The organism is Variovorax sp. GW822-FHT04A09, from assembly GCF_058801005.1.
Genome location: NZ_JBXAMV010000001.1, coordinates 376,975 through 391,540, shown reverse-complemented (window position 1 = coordinate 391,540; position 14,566 = coordinate 376,975). Strand labels below are relative to the sequence as shown.

At 67.5% G+C, this 14,566-nt stretch carries 14 protein-coding genes; 4 read left to right on the top strand and 10 right to left on the bottom strand.

The features are described 5' to 3' along the window. The first annotated feature begins 11 nt into the window (after window positions 1-11). Together AC1RLW_RS01660 and AC1RLW_RS01655 are read left to right on the top strand one after the other, a co-directional pair. Window positions 12-644: an RnfABCDGE type electron transport complex subunit B gene (locus AC1RLW_RS01660; RefSeq protein WP_493192049.1), complete on the top strand. Its 633-nt coding sequence runs from the start codon at window positions 12-14 to the stop codon at window positions 642-644. Beyond that, complete coding sequence (locus tag AC1RLW_RS01655; RefSeq protein ID WP_101490007.1) at window positions 641-1,276, top strand: LysE family translocator; 636 nt, start codon at window positions 641-643, stop codon at window positions 1,274-1,276. The genes AC1RLW_RS01660 and AC1RLW_RS01655 overlap by 4 nt, the downstream gene beginning before the upstream one ends. A gap of 12 nt (window positions 1,277-1,288) precedes the next feature. Here the strand turns inward: AC1RLW_RS01655 and yedA are convergent, their stop codons facing one another. Next, complete coding sequence (gene yedA / locus AC1RLW_RS01650) at window positions 1,289-2,212, bottom strand: drug/metabolite exporter YedA (RefSeq protein WP_493192048.1); 924 nt, start codon at window positions 2,210-2,212, stop codon at window positions 1,289-1,291. A 116-nt stretch (window positions 2,213-2,328) separates the two neighbouring features. On the opposite strand from yedA, the gene AC1RLW_RS01645 reads away from it, so the two are divergent. Continuing rightward, window positions 2,329-2,826: an Lrp/AsnC family transcriptional regulator gene (locus AC1RLW_RS01645; protein ID WP_062473217.1), complete on the top strand. Its 498-nt coding sequence runs from the start codon at window positions 2,329-2,331 to the stop codon at window positions 2,824-2,826. On the opposite strand, the gene AC1RLW_RS01640 is transcribed toward AC1RLW_RS01645, so the two are convergent. From AC1RLW_RS01640 to scpA, 7 genes are read right to left on the bottom strand one after another with little or no spacing between them, the layout of a single operon-like run. Next, window positions 2,816-3,301, bottom strand: a complete 486-nt coding sequence (locus tag AC1RLW_RS01640; RefSeq protein WP_159271498.1) for a VOC family protein — start codon at window positions 3,299-3,301, stop codon at window positions 2,816-2,818. The genes AC1RLW_RS01645 and AC1RLW_RS01640 overlap by 11 nt on opposite strands. Beyond that, entirely contained in the window at window positions 3,298-4,335 is a 1,038-nt protein-coding gene (gene bioB / locus AC1RLW_RS01635) for a biotin synthase BioB (RefSeq protein ID WP_493192047.1), read from the bottom strand. The genes AC1RLW_RS01640 and bioB overlap by 4 nt, the downstream gene beginning before the upstream one ends. Beyond that, window positions 4,335-6,383 carry an acetyl-CoA carboxylase biotin carboxylase subunit gene (gene accC, locus AC1RLW_RS01630; protein ID WP_493192046.1) on the bottom strand — a complete coding sequence of 683 codons (2,049 nt, stop codon included), beginning with the start codon at window positions 6,381-6,383 and terminating at the stop codon, window positions 4,335-4,337. Before accC ends, bioB begins: the two co-directional genes overlap by 1 nt. Before the next feature lie 21 nt (window positions 6,384-6,404). Then, complete coding sequence (locus AC1RLW_RS01625) at window positions 6,405-7,949, bottom strand: acyl-CoA carboxylase subunit beta (protein ID WP_062473211.1); 1,545 nt, start codon at window positions 7,947-7,949, stop codon at window positions 6,405-6,407. Window positions 7,950-8,008: 59 nt separating this feature from the next. Continuing rightward, entirely contained in the window at window positions 8,009-9,058 is a 1,050-nt protein-coding gene (meaB, locus tag AC1RLW_RS01620; RefSeq protein ID WP_095745699.1) for a methylmalonyl Co-A mutase-associated GTPase MeaB, read from the bottom strand. After that, on the bottom strand, window positions 9,052-9,525 hold the full coding sequence (locus tag AC1RLW_RS01615) for a GNAT family N-acetyltransferase (RefSeq protein ID WP_493192045.1): 474 nt from the start codon (window positions 9,523-9,525) through the stop codon (window positions 9,052-9,054). Before AC1RLW_RS01615 ends, meaB begins: the two co-directional genes overlap by 7 nt. 11 nt (window positions 9,526-9,536) lie before the next feature. Next, the gene (scpA, locus tag AC1RLW_RS01610; protein WP_307693159.1) at window positions 9,537-11,702 is read right to left on the bottom strand and encodes a methylmalonyl-CoA mutase; all 2,166 of its coding nucleotides are present in this window, start codon (window positions 11,700-11,702) and stop codon (window positions 9,537-9,539) included. 130 nt (window positions 11,703-11,832) lie between these two features. On the opposite strand from scpA, the gene AC1RLW_RS01605 reads away from it, so the two are divergent. Then, window positions 11,833-12,480 carry a GntR family transcriptional regulator gene (locus AC1RLW_RS01605; protein ID WP_062473203.1) on the top strand — a complete coding sequence of 216 codons (648 nt, stop codon included), beginning with the start codon at window positions 11,833-11,835 and terminating at the stop codon, window positions 12,478-12,480. A gap of 139 nt (window positions 12,481-12,619) precedes the next feature. Here AC1RLW_RS01605 and AC1RLW_RS01600 read toward each other — a convergent pair whose 3' ends face one another. Together AC1RLW_RS01600 and dusA are read right to left on the bottom strand one after the other, a co-directional pair. Beyond that, on the bottom strand, window positions 12,620-13,405 hold the full coding sequence (locus tag AC1RLW_RS01600) for an IclR family transcriptional regulator (protein WP_062473201.1): 786 nt from the start codon (window positions 13,403-13,405) through the stop codon (window positions 12,620-12,622). A gap of 164 nt (window positions 13,406-13,569) precedes the next feature. Then, complete coding sequence (dusA, locus tag AC1RLW_RS01595; RefSeq protein ID WP_493192044.1) at window positions 13,570-14,565, bottom strand: tRNA dihydrouridine(20/20a) synthase DusA; 996 nt, start codon at window positions 14,563-14,565, stop codon at window positions 13,570-13,572. Window position 14,566 lies beyond the last annotated feature (1 nt).

Sequence of the window (14,566 nt, the reverse complement as noted above, 5' to 3'; positions counted from 1 at the left end):
CATCACCCACCGTGAACGGGCTGGCCGCACACATCAACGACGCACTGCCTCAAACGCAGTGCACACGGTGCGGCTACCCGGATTGCGCAGGCTACGCGCAGGCCATCGCCGACGGCGAGGCCGGCATCAACCAGTGCCCGCCGGGCGGCGCCGAAGGCATTGAACGCCTCGCGCTGCTCACCGGCCGCCCCGTGCTGCCGCTCGACCCGCAGTTCGGCACCGAAGGCCCGCGCGCCATGGCGGTCATCGACGAGGCCTGGTGCATCGGCTGCACGCTGTGCCTCGACGCTTGCCCGACCGACGCGATCATCGGCATCCACAAGCGCATGCACACAGTGATCGAGGCGCACTGCACGGGGTGCGAGCTGTGCATTCCGGTCTGCCCGGTCGATTGCATCTCGCTCGAAGTCGAAACCCCCGGCCGCAGCGGCTGGCAAGCGTGGTCGCAGGCGCAGGCGCAGGCCGCCCTGCAGCGCTACAAGCTGCACGCCCAACATCGCGACACCGCGAAGCGCGAGGCCGAACCCGCACCTGCCGCTGCCGAACCGCAAGCCGCCGACACGCGCAAGCGCTCGATCGTCGAAGCCGCCCTCGCGCGCGCCCGGGCCGCCGCCGAACAACGCCAGGCCGCCACCAAACCATGACCCTCGACACCCTGCTGATCTACGCCGTCGCCTCGCTTGCCCTGGCGGTGATCCCCGGTCCGACCATGCTGCTGGCGCTGTCCAACGGCATCGACGGCGGCATGCGCCGCGCCAGCTGGGGCATCGCGGGCGCGTCGCTGGGCAGCGTCTCGCTGATCGCGGTCGTGGCGCTCGGGCTGGGCTCGCTGCTCGCGGCCTCGGAATGGCTCTTCAACGCGATCCGCGTCGCGGGCGTGGCCTACCTGGTGTGGCTTGGCATCAAGCTGTGGCGCAGCGAAGCGACCGACCTGGGCACGGCACTGGCCAAGTCGGCCATCGAGGTCCGTCCGCACGGCCGCATCGCACTCGTGCGCAGCCTGATGGTGGCGCTGTCGAACCCAAAGACGGTGCTGTTCTTCGCGGCCTTCCTGCCGCAGTTCATCGACACCGCCAAGCCCCAGGGCATGCAGTACCTGGTGCTGGGCGCGATCTTCGTGGTGCTCGACACCTGCGTGATGCTGGCCTATGCCGGCGCCGGCACGCAGGCCGTGCGCTGGCTCTCGCGCCGCGGCCTCAAGGTGCTCAACCGCAGCTGCGCGGTCGGCATGTGGCTGCTGGCCGCCACCCTCGCCTTCTGGCGCCGACCGGCCTGAGCCTCGTCGAACTTAGCCCTTCTGCGGGCGCTTGAACAGCAACAGCAGCACGCCCGCCAGCACCACGCCCACGGCGTACCACTCGAAACGCGTGACCGTCTCGTGGGCGATCCACACGCCCAGCAGCATCGCGATCACCGGGTTGACGAAGGTGTAGCTCGCCGCCAACCCGGCCGGTGCCTGCGCGAGCAGCACCATGTAGGCGTTGAAGGCAATCAGCGAGCCGAACACCACGAGGTAGACCCACGCCCCCAGCGCCACCGGCTGCGGCGGCCAGGTCATCGTTTCGCCCGACACCGCGGCCAGCACCATCAGCACCGCGCCGCCGCACAGCATCTCGCTCGCAAAGCCCATTGCGCCGGGCGCCAGCGGCAGCTTGCGCTGGCTCAGCACGCTGCCGAACGACCAGCAGATGCAGGCCACACAGATCGCCACCAGCCCCTCGCGTGAGGCCTTGAAGCCGCTGCCCTGCGTGAGCATCAGCACGCCGACGAGCCCCAGCGCGATGCCCGCCGCTTCGAGCCGCGCCGGCTTCACGCCCCAGATCAGGTTCAACAAAGCAATCAGCAACGGGATGACGGCAATGAACGCCACCACCAGCCCCGAGCCGATCGACACCTCGGCCAGCGCCGTGCCGCCCATGCCGCCGCCGAGCATCAGCGCGCCGACGACCAGCGCATTGCGCCACTGCAGGCGCGTCGGCCAGGGCGTGCCGCGCCAGCGCATCCACGCCGCCAGCAGCACGCCCGCGACCAGGAAGCGCGAGCCCATCTGCAGGAACGGCGGAAAGCTGATCAGCGCGTACTTGATGGCCAGGTAGGTCGAGCCCCAGACCACCCAGGTGGCGGCCAGGCAGAGCCACAACAGCGGCGTCAGCCGGGGGCGCGAGGAGGAAGCGGCAGGCGCGGCCTGCGCGGGCGTGGCGAGTGTCGACATATCGAGGGTGTCTCTTCTTGGTATGGAATGCCCGTCATGGTATGAAAGCCATGGGCCGGCAGCCATGCGAAATTCATGGTTCTGCTCGCACCGCACCGTCGAATTAAAGGACTTCCATGGACTTCACCTTGACCCCCACGCTGGACGCCCACGACACCCGCATCCTGGCCGAACTGCAGGCCGACGCGCGCCTGAGCATGGCCGAGCTGGGCCGCCGCGTGCACCTGAGCCAGCCGGCCGTGACCGAGCGCGTGAAAAAGCTGGAAGCCGCCGGCGTCATCACCGGCTACCGCGCCACCGTGAACCTCACGCGGCTGGGCTACGGCATCCGCGGGATCATCCGCGTCGGGCGCGCCGACTACGACCTCGTGGTGAAGCTGGTGCAGGAGACGCCCGAATGCGTCAACGCCTACAACGTGACCGGCGAGGACAGCTGGATCCTCGAGATCGCAGTGATCGACGTGCCGCACCTCGATGCGGTGCTCGCCAAGTTCTGCATCCTGACCGAGACCGCGACCTCGATCATTTTGAACCCGGCGCGCGAGCACCAGCCGATGCTGCCGCCGCAGCGCGCCGACGTGAAGCCGCCGGTGCGCAAGGCACTCAGCGCGTAGCGGCGAGCGCGTTGAAGGCCGTCACCACCTCGGGGGGCGCCTGCACCATCTCGACCAGCACGCCCTCGCCCGAAATCGGGAACTCGTCGTTGGCCTTGGGGTGCAGGAAGCAGATGTCGAAACCGGCCGCGCCCTTGCGGATGCCGCCCGGCGCAAAGCGCACGCCCTGCGCCGTGAGCCATTCGACGGCCTTGGGCAGGTCGTCGATCCACAGGCCGACGTGGTTCAGCGGCGTGGTGTGCACCGCCGGCTTCTTCTCGGGGTCCAGCGGCTGCATCAGGTCGACCTCGACCTTGAACGGGCCGCTGCCCATCGAACAGATGTCCTCGTCGACGTTCTCGCGCTCGCTGCGGAAGGTGCCCGTCACCTCGAGCCCGAGCATGTCGACCCACAGCTTCTGCAGCCGCAGCTTGTCGGGGCCGCCGATGGCGATCTGCTGGATGCCCAGCACCTTGAAGGGACGCGGCGCGGTCATGCGCAGCCGCCTTCTTCCGCCTGCTCCTGCGTGCGGTGCGAGCGCAGGCCGAGCTTGCGCAGCAGCTGCACGTCGGCGTCGACGTCGGGGTTGCCGGTGACCAGCAGCTTGTCGCCGTAGAAGATCGAGTTGGCGCCGGCCATGAAGCACAGGGCCTGCACCGCCTCGCCCATCTGCTGGCGGCCGGCCGACAGGCGCACGCGCGCGGTCGGCATGGTGATGCGCGCCACGGCGATCATGCGCACGAAGTCGAAGGGATCGACCGGCTCCGAATCGGCCAGCGGCGTGCCGGGCACGCGCACCAGGCTGTTGATCGGCACCGACTCCGGGTACGGGTCCATGTTCGCGAGCTGCGCGATCAGCCCGGCGCGGTGCACCGATTGCTCGCCCATGCCCACGATGCCGCCGCAGCACACGCTGATGCCGGCGCTGCGCACAGCCGCCAGCGTGTCCAGGCGGTCCTGGTAGGTGCGCGTGTCGACCACGTCGGTGTAGTACTCGGGCGCGGTGTCCAGGTTGTGGTTGTAGTAGTCCAGGCCTGCGGCCTTGAGCTGCTGCGCGTGGTGCGGCTCCAGCATGCCCAACGTGGCGCAGGTCTGCAGGCCCAGGCCCTTCACGGCCTCGACCAGCACCGCCACCTTCTCGACGTCGCGGTCCTTGGGCGCGCGCCAGGCGGCGCCCATGCAAAAGCGCGTGGCGCCGGCGTCCTTGGCGGCCTGCGCGGCGCGCACCACCTCGTCGACCTCCATCAGCTTTTGCGCCTTCACGCCGGTGTCGAACTCGGCCGACTGCGGGCAGTAGCCGCAGTTCTCGGGGCAGCCGCCGGTCTTCACCGACAGCAGCGTGGCCAGCTCGATGTCGCCCTCGGGGAAATGCCGGCGGTGCACGGTCTGCGCCTCGAACAGCAGTTCCATGAAAGGCTTGTCGAGCAGCGCCTGGATGGCCTCCACGGACCAGGGGCCCTGGGGCGTCGCCACGGCCTTGGCCGGGCGGTGCAGCGTGATTGCCGCTTGTTGCAGGTCGTTGGCACCCATCAGTTGAACTCCAGAATGATTTGGTCGACGGCGAGCGATTCGCCCTTGGCCGCCGAGATCTTGCCCACCACGCCGTCCTGCGTGGCGAACAGCACGTTTTCCATCTTCATGGCCTCGATCACGGCCAGCTTCTCGCCGGCCTGGACCTGTTGCCCCGGCTGCACCGACACCTCGACCAGCAGGCCCGGCATCGGCGACATCAGGAACTTGCTCAGGTCGGGCGGTGCCTTGTAGGGCATCAGCTCGAGCAGGCGCGCGCCCAGCGGCGACAGCACCATGGTCTCGATCTGCGTGCCGTCGTGCGACACGCGCAGCGCCAGCGGGTTCTTGCCCGCGCCGCGCTCCACCTGCGCCGTGAACGGCTTGCCGTTGGCCGTGCCCTGCACGCGCACCGCGCCCAGCGCGAAGTCGCTCTCGATCTGGTAGCGCTTGTCGCCCACCGTGACGACGCTGGCGCCGGTCTTGTCCTGGAAGTCGCTCACCGACACCGCGTGGTGCACGTGCTTGCCCTCGGGGCCCAGCTCGACCACCACGAACTGCTCGCCCACCTTCACGCCGTGGCCCGCGAGCTGCCCACTGATGCCCGAGGCGCGCGCGCGGTAGCGGCGGTTGACGAAGGCGGCCAGCGCCACCAGGAACGCCGGATCGGCGTGCGGCACGTCTTCTGCGTGGAAGCCCTTGCCGTAGTGCTCGGCGATGAAGCCGGTATTGAAATCGCCCGCCACGAACTTCGGATGCGCCAGCAGCGCGGCCTGGAACGGGATGTTGCTGCTGATGCCGCGGATCACGAAACCGTTGAGTGCCTCGCGCATGAGCGCGATGGCTTCGTTGCGGTCCTTGCCGTGCACGATGAGCTTGGCGATCATCGAGTCGTAGTACATCGGGATCTCGCCACCGTCGTACACGCCGGTGTCCACGCGCACGCCGTGCAGGTGGCCGGTGTCGCTCGCGAACATGCTCTCGGCCGGCGGCTGGAACTTCACCAGCCGGCCCGTCGAGGGCAGGAAGTTGCGGAACGGGTCTTCGGCGTTGATGCGGCACTCGATGGCCCAGCCGTCGCGCTTCACGTCGGCCTGCGCCAGCGGCAGCTTCTCGCCGGCCGCCACGCGGATCATCAGTTCGACCAGGTCGAGGCCGGTGATGCACTCCGTCACCGGGTGCTCCACCTGCAGGCGCGTGTTCATCTCCAGGAAATAGAAGCTCTGGTCCTTGCCGACCACGAACTCCACCGTGCCCGCGCTCTGGTACTTCACGGCCTTGGCCAGCGCCACGGCCTGCTCGCCCATCGCCTTGCGCGTGGCGTCGGTGATGAAGGGCGACGGCGCCTCCTCAATCACCTTCTGGTGGCGGCGCTGAATGGAGCACTCGCGCTCGTTCAGGTAAATGACGTTGCCGTGCGAATCGCCCAGCACCTGGATCTCGATGTGGCGCGGCTCTTCGACGAACTTCTCGATGAACACGCGGTCGTCGCCGAAGGAATTGCGCGCCTCGTTGCGGCACGAGGTGAAGCCCTCGAAGGCCTCCTTGTCGTTGAAGGCCACGCGCAGGCCCTTGCCGCCGCCGCCGGCCGAGGCCTTGATCATCACCGGGTAGCCGATGTCCTTGGCAATCTCGACGGCGCGCTCGGCCGTCTCGATGGCGTCGTTCCAGCCCGGGATGGTGTTGACCTGGGCTTCGTTCGCGAGCTTCTTCGAGGCGATCTTGTCGCCCATGGCCGCGATCGAATAGTGCTTCGGGCCGATGAAGGCAATGCCCTCTTCCTCGACCTTGCGCGCAAAGGCTTCGTTCTCCGACAGGAAGCCGTAGCCCGGGTGCACGGCCTCGGCGCCGGTCTTCTTGCAGGCCGCGATGATGCGGTCGGCCTGCAGGTAGCTCTCACGGCTGGGCGCGGCGCCGATGTGCACGGCCTCATCGGCCAGCTCGACGTGGCGGGCTTCCTTGTCGGCGTCGGAGTAGACGGCGACGGTGAGGATGCCCATCTTCTTGGCCGTTTGAATCACGCGGCAGGCGATTTCACCGCGGTTGGCGATCAGGATCTTCTTGAACATGTTCTTCTTTCTCCGTGCGGCTCAGAGCGGAATGTTTCCGTGCTTGCGCCACGGGTTCTCGAGCTTCTTCTCGCGCAGCATCACGAGCGAGCGGCAGATGCGCTTGCGCGTCTCGTGCGGCAGGATCACGTCGTCGATGTAGCCGCGCGCGCCGGCCACGTACGGGTTGGCGAAGCGGGCCTTGTATTCGGCCTCGCGGGCCGCGAGCTTCTCGGGGTCGTTCTTGTCCTCGCGGAAGATGATCTCCACCGCGCCCTTGGCGCCCATCACCGCGATCTCGGCGCGCGGCCAGGCCAGGTTGACGTCGCCGCGCAGGTGCTTGGAGGCCATCACGTCGTACGCGCCGCCGTAGGCCTTGCGCGTGATGACGGTGATCTTCGGCACCGTGCACTCCGCGTACGCGTACAGCAGCTTGGCACCGTGCTTGATGATGCCGCCGTACTCCTGGCCGGTGCCGGGCATGAAGCCGGGCACGTCGACGAAGGTGATGACGGGGATGTTGAACGCATCGCAAAAGCGCACGAAGCGCGCGGCCTTGATGCTGCTCTTGATGTCCAGGCAGCCTGCCAGCACCAGCGGCTGGTTGGCCACGATGCCGACCGTCTGGCCTTCCATGCGCGCGAAGCCGATCACGATGTTCTTCGCGTAGTCGGGCTGCAGCTCGAAGAAGTCACCGTCGTCCACCACCTTCAGGATCAGTTCCTTGATGTCGTAGGGCTTGTTCGGGTTGTCGGGCACCAGCGTGTCCAGCGAGTAGTCGGGCCGGTCGGCCGGGTCGCCCTGGCCGTCATTGCCCAGACGCACCGGCGGCTTCTCGCGGTTGTTCAGCGGCAGGTAGTTGTACAGGCGGCGCAGCATCATCAGCGCCTCGACGTCGTTCTCGAACGCCATGTCGGCCACGCCGCTGCGCGTGGTGTGGGTGATGGCACCGCCCAGTTCTTCGGCCGTCACGCTCTCGTGCGTCACGGTCTTCACCACCTCGGGGCCGGTGACGAACATGTAGCTGCTGTCCTTCACCATGAAGATGAAATCGGTCATGGCGGGCGAGTACACGGCGCCGCCGGCGCATGGGCCCATGATCATGCTGATCTGCGGCACCACGCCCGAGGCCATCACGTTGCGCTGGAACACGTCGGCATAGCCGCCCAGCGAGGCCACGCCTTCCTGGATGCGGGCGCCGCCCGAATCGTTCAGGCCGATGACCGGTGCGCCGACCTTCATGGCCTGGTCCATCACCTTGCAGATCTTCTCGGCGTGGGCTTCGCTGAGCGCGCCGCCGAAGACCGTGAAGTCCTGGCTGAACACGAACACGAGGCGGCCGTTGATCATGCCGTAGCCCGTGACCACGCCGTCGCCGGGGATCTTCTGCTCGGCCATGCCGAAGTCGACCGAGCGGTGCTCGACGAACATGTCCCACTCTTCAAACGTGCCGTCGTCGAGCAGCAGCTCGATGCGCTCGCGCGCCGTGAGCTTGCCCTTGGCGTGCTGCGCGTCGATGCGCTTCTGCCCGCCGCCGAGTCGCGCCTGGGCGCGCTTCTTTTCGAGTTGTTCGATCAGTTCTTGCATGGTGTGCTTCCGAAGCTGTGGTTCTGGATTGCTGGGAGAGTCTTGTGGGGGCCGGGGTGTCACACCCGGGCGGTGATGGCTGCCGCGGCGAGCAGCTGGCGCGCCGCCGTCGAGGCCGGCAGGCTGCCCTGGGCCACCTGCTGCGTGAGTTGCGGCAGCAGCTCGCGCACCTGCGCGTGCTGGCGGAACGCCTGCTTGAGCCCGGCGTCGATGCGTTCCCACATCCACGCGGTGGCCTGTTTTTCGCGGCGCTTCGCGAGCTTGCCGTTGGCGGTCTGTAGCGTCTTGAATTCGAGCACGGCGTCCCAGAAGGCGTCGACGCCGGTGCCGGCGAGCGCGCTCAGCTGCAGCACCTTGGGCAGCCAGAAACGGCGCTCCACGCCGCTGTGCGCGTCGTGCACCGCGTGCGCGTGGTCGGGGTTGCCCTGGTGGCCGAACAGGCGCAGCGCCGAGGTGATCTGCGCCTGCGCGCGCGTGGCGGCGTCGCGGTCGATGTCGGCCTTGTTGATGGCGACCAGGTCGGCCAGCTCCATCACGCCCTTCTTGATCGCCTGCAGGTCGTCGCCCGCGTTGGGCAGCTGCAGCAGCACGAACATGTCGGTCATGCCGGCCACGGCCGTTTCGCTCTGGCCCACGCCCACGGTCTCGACGATGACGATGTCGTAGCCCGCGGCCTCGCAGACCAGCATGGCCTCGCGCGTCTTCTCGGCCACGCCGCCGAGCGTGCCGCTCGAGGGGCTGGGCCGGATGTAGGCGCGCTCGTGCACCGACAGGCGCTCCATGCGCGTCTTGTCGCCGAGGATGGAGCCGCCCGACACGGTGGACGAGGGGTCGATGGTGAGCACCGCCACGCGGTGGCCCTTGCCGATCAGCAACAGGCCCAGCGTTTCGATGAAGGTCGACTTGCCCACGCCGGGCACGCCCGAGATGCCGAGACGAAACGATGCGCCGGTGCGCGGCAGCAGCGCCGTGAGCAGTTCGTCGGCCTGCGCGCGATGGTCGGTGCGCGTCGATTCGAGCAGCGTGATCGCCTTGGCGATGGCACGCCGCTGCGCCATGCCCGGCGCATCGGCGAGCGCGCGTTCGAGCGCGCCGACGGTGTTCAGCACGCAGCCTCCGACGCCACGCGCCAGCGGTAGTGCAGATCGACGCCCTCCTCGCCTTCGAGCACGAAGCCGTGCCGCTGGTAGAAGCGGTTGGCGTCGCTCTGCACGAGCGCGGTGAGCTTGATGTCCAGCTTCTGTTTGCGCGCCTGCGCCTTGGCCCAGCGCAGCGCCCATTCGCCGATGCCGCGCCCCTGGAAGCCGGTGCGCAGGTACAGGTGATCGAGGCGCAGCGCATCCGCGTCCTCAGGCTTGAGCGTGATGAAGCCCAGGCGCTGCTCACCGTCGAGCACGATGTGGTGCATGTACGGCACCACGAAACCGGCCGACAGGCGCTCGCGCGAGCGCGTGAGGTCGAAACGGCCGACGCGCTCCAGGCTCGGACGCATCGCATCGATGCGCACGGCCAGCATGTCTTCGAAATCGCTGGAATCCACGGGCTGCAGCGACAGCCGCGACAAGAGATCGCCCACGTCGATTCGTCTCAGACTGCGACGGCCGCGCGGATCTGCTCCAGCACGTCCTTGGCGCTGGCCGGGATGGGCGTGCCCGGGCCGTAGATGCCCTTGACGCCGGCTTCGTACAGGAAGTCGTAGTCCTGGCGTGGGATCACGCCGCCGACGAAGACGATGATGTCGTCCGCGCCCTGCTTGCGCAGTTCTTCGATGATGGCCGGCACAAGAGTCTTATGGCCGGCGGCGAGCGTGCTCACGCCCACGGCATGCACGTCGTTCTCGATGGCCTGGCGCGCGCACTCTTCGGGCGTCTGGAACAGCGGGCCCATGTCGACGTCGAAGCCCAGGTCGGCGAACGCGGTGGCAACCACCTTCGCGCCGCGGTCATGCCCGTCCTGGCCCAGCTTGGAGATCATCACGCGCGGGCGGCGGCCCTGGGCCTCGGCGAACGCGTTGATCTCGGTCTTGAGGTTTTCCCAGCCTTCGGCCGAGTCATAGGCGGCAGCGTACACACCGGTCACCTTCTGCGTGTCGGCGCGATGGCGGCCGAAGGATTTTTCGAGGGCGTCGGAAATCTCGCCGACGGTGGCGCGGGCACGCACCGCGTCGATGCTCAGCGCCAGCAGGTTGCCGGTGTTGTTCTCGGCGGCATCGGTGAGCGCGTCCAGCGCGGCCTGCACCTTGGCGTTGTCGCGCGAGGCGCGGATGCTCTGCAGGCGCGCCACCTGCTGCTCGCGCACCTTCACGTTGTCGATCGACAGGCTGTCGATCGCATCTTCGTTCTTGAGCTTGTACTTGTTGACGCCGACGATCACGTCCTTGCCCGAGTCGATGCGCGCCTGCTTCTCGGCGGCGGCGGCCTCGATCTTGAGCTTGGCCCAGCCGCTGTCCACGGCCTTGGTCATGCCGCCCATGGCTTCGACCTCTTCGATGATGGTCCAGGCGGCGTCGGCCATGTCCTGCGTGAGCTTCTCCATCATGTAGCTGCCGGCCCAGGGATCGATCACGTTCGTGATGTGCGTCTCTTCCTGGATGATGAGCTGCGTGTTGCGCGCGATGCGGGCGCTGAACTCGGTGGGCAGCGCAATGGCTTCGTCGAGCGCGTTGGTGTGCAGCGACTGCGTGCCGCCGAACACCGCGGCCATCGCCTCGATGGTGGTGCGCACCACGTTGTTGTACGGGTCCTGCTCGGTGAGCGACCAGCCAGACGTTTGGCAGTGCGTGCGCAGCATCAGGCTCTTGGGGTTCTTGGGGTTGAACTCCTTCATGATGCGGCACCACAAGAGGCGCGCCGCGCGCATCTTGGCCACTTCGAGGTAGAAGTTCATGCCGATGGCCCAGAAGAAGCTCAGGCGCCCGGCAAAGCCGTCGACGTCGAGGCCCTTGGCGAGCGCGGTCTTCACGTACTCCTTGCCGTCGGCCAGCGTGAACGCGAGCTCCAGCGCCTGGTTGGCACCGGCTTCCTGCATGTGATAGCCGCTGATCGAGATCGAGTTGAACTTCGGCATCTTCTGCGCCGTGTACTCGATGATGTCGCCAATGATCCGCATGCTCGGCGCCGGCGGAAAGATGTACGTGTTGCGGACCATGAACTCCTTGAGGATGTCGTTCTGGATGGTTCCGCTGAGCTGGTCTTGCGCCACGCCCTGCTCTTCGGCCGCGACCACGTAACCCGCGAGCACCGGCAGCACGGCGCCGTTCATCGTCATGGACACGCTCACCTTGTCGAGCGGGATCTGGTCGAACAGGATCTTCATGTCCTCGACCGAGTCGATCGCCACGCCGGCCTTGCCGACGTCGCCGGTCACGCGCGGATGGTCGCTGTCGTAGCCGCGGTGGGTGGCCAGGTCGAAGGCCACGCTCACGCCCTGGCCGCCGGCGGCCAGCGCCTTGCGGTAGAACGCGTTCGATTCTTCGGCGGTGGAGAAGCCGGCGTACTGGCGGATGGTCCAGGGGCGCACCGCATACATGGTGGCCTGCGGGCCGCGCAGGTAGGGCTCGAAGCCCGGCAGCGTGTCGGTGTACTTCAGGCCTTGCAGGTCGGCCGCGGTGTACAGCGGCTTCACGCTGATGCCGTCGGGCGTGATCCAGTTCAGCGCATTCACGTCGCCGCCGGGCGCCGACTTGGCGGCGGACTTGGCCCAGGCGTCGAGGTCGGCCGGCTTGTAGGTGGGTTCGGGTGTGCTGCTGCTCATGGAAGGCGCCGCTCCAGGCGGTGGTCTGACGGGATTCGCAAGGTCGCTTGCACGGATTTGCAAGCCGTTCACAAGTCTAACCCATCTGTAATTATTAATTCAAACGCGATTTTGAAGTACAGTTCAGCCCATGTCCGCCGTCACCCTGACCCCCCGCGCCCTCTATGAAGAGGTGGCCGAGCTCCTGCGCCAGCGGATCTTCCGCCGCGAACTGGAGCCGGGCAGCTGGATCGACGAACTCAAGCTGGCCGAGGAATACGGCATCAGCCGCACGCCCCTGCGCGAGGCGCTCAAGGTGCTGGCCGCCGAAGGGCTGGTGACGATGAAGGTGCGCCGCGGCGCGTACGTCACCGAGGTGTCGGAACAAGATTTGGCCGATGTGTACCACCTGCTCTCGCTGCTCGAGAGCGACGCCGCCGGCGTGGTGGCCGAGCGCGCCACCGATGCCCAGCGCGCCGAGCTGAAGGCGCTGCACGCCGAGCTGGAAGCCGCCGCCGCCCCGGGCAAGGAAGACCGCGAGCACTTCTTTGCGGTGAACGAGCGCTTCCACATGAGCCTGCTGGCCATTGCCAACAACAAGTGGCGCGACCAGATGGTGGCCGACCTGCGCAAGGTGATGAAGTTGAATCGCCACAACTCGCTGCTGAAGGCGGGGCGCATTGGCGAGTCGCTGGCGGAGCACCGGGCGGTGATGGCGGCCATCGAGGCGCGCGACGCGGCCACGGCCATGGCGCGCATGCGCGAACACTTCCTCAACGGCCTGGAAGCCGCTGTATAGGGCTCTCCCCCAGGCTGCGCGCACTTCGTGTCGCTTCGCCAACCCCCTTCCGGGGGCGACGCCTGCGGCCCGGCGAAGCCGGTTCCGCGGCGTCTCACGAAGGTGACCGGCGCCCTTCGGGCGCGGTCTATTTCCTTTTTCAGCCTAGCGTGAGGGTGCCGGCCTCTGTCGCGATGCGCTGGGCGATTTCCAGCATGCGCGGGGCGACACGGCTCAGCATGGCCTCCCTCGGCAGCAGGTAGGCGGGGCCGCCGCAGCTCACGCCGTAGCGTTCGCCGCGCGGGCCTTCGAGCGCGAAGCCCAGGGCGTGGATCTGGGGGTTCCATTCGCCGAAGGAGGTGCAGTAGCCCAGGCGGGCGTGCTCTTCGAGGCTGGCGATGAGGCGCGGCTCGATGGCGTGCCAGTTCTCGCCGGTTTCGAGCCGGATCTGCTCCAGCAATGCCGACTGCTCGGGCCCGGGCAAGGCGCCGATGTAGGCGCGGCCGGAGGCCGAGGTGGCGATGGACATGCGCGAGCCGACGTCGATGCGGGAGCTGATGAGCGCCGAGCGCGGGCGCAGCGAATCGATGACCAGCATGTCCAGGTCGTCGCGCACCGCCATGTGGATGCTGGCGCCCGACAGTTCGGCCAGGTTGCTCAGATGGGGACGCGCCAGCGCCCTCAGGTCGAAATTGCGCAGGTAGCGGCTGCTCATGTCGAGCAACACCGGCCCCAGGCTGAAACGCTCGCTGTCTTGCGACTGCCGCAGATACCCCGCCCCCACCAACGTCGCCGTGAGGCGCGACACCGTGGCCTTCGGAATGCCGGTGGTGTCGGCCAGCTCCCGGTTTCCGACGGGCGCTGCCGCCATCCCGATGACCTTCAGCAGCGACAACCCCCTGGCAAGCGCACTGACTTCTTCCTTGCTGCCTGCAGCTTCACTCATAAGACAGAACCTTTTTCTTGTTTCCCTGACCGCCTTATTCTTGAGCAAAAACAGGTGCTTCGCTCACACTTGTTGTTGCATTGTCATGAAACTGTGTTCCATCGAGCGTCAACTTCGCTCAATTGTGTTGACTGTCTACAAAGTCGGGGCGGCGAGGCCGGAATTCAGGCGGCCTGGGCGGCAGGTTCGTGCGCCAGCGCCATCACTTCGTGCGGCGGGCGGGTCTTCAGGCGGTGGTCGCTCCAGACCTGGCGCCAGCGGCGGGCGCCGGGCAGGCCGTTGCGCAGGCCCAGCATGTGGCGCGCGATCGACCACCAGTTGGTGCCGTGTTCGGCCGCCTCGCGGACCATGTAGTCGCACATCTGCGCCTCGATGTCCTCGCGCGTGAGCGTCTGCGGGGCCTCGCCGTAGAACTCGGCGTCCCATTCGGCCAGCCACCAGGGGTTGTGGTACGCCTCGCGCCCGATCATGGCGCCGTCGAGCAGCCGCAGGTGCTCGTGCACCTGCGCGTTGGTGGCGATGCCGCCGTTGATCGAAAACTGCAGCGCCGGAAAGTCGTGCTTCAGGCGGTGCACCAGCGCATAGCGCAGCGGCGGAATCTCGCGGTTCTGCTTCGGGCTCAGGCCCTGCAGCCAGGCGTTGCGCGCATGCACGATGAACGTGCCGCAGCCGGCCTCGCTCACCGCGCCGACGAAGTCGCGCACGAACTCGTAGCTCTCGATCTTGTCGATGCCGATGCGGTGCTTCACCGTGACCGGCACATCGACCACATCGACCATCGCCTTCACGCAATCGGCCACCAGCTGCGGCTCGTTCATGAGGCAGGCCCCGAACGCGCCGCGCTGCACGCGCTCGCTCGGGCAACCGCAGTTCAGGTTGATCTCGTCGTAGCCCCACTCTTCGCCGAGCTTGGCGCAGTGCGCCAGGTCGTGCGGCTCGCTGCCGCCGAGCTGCAGCGCGACGGGATGTTCTTCTTCATGAAAGCGCAGGTGGCGCGGCACGTCGCCGTGGATCAGCGCGCCGGTGGTCACCATCTCCGTGTAGAGCAGCGCGTGGCGTGTCATGAGGCGATGGAAGACGCGGCAATGCCTGTCGGTCCAGTCCATCATGGGCGCGACGGAGATGATTTTTTCTTTCAGATTCAAGGACTTGTCGTTCATA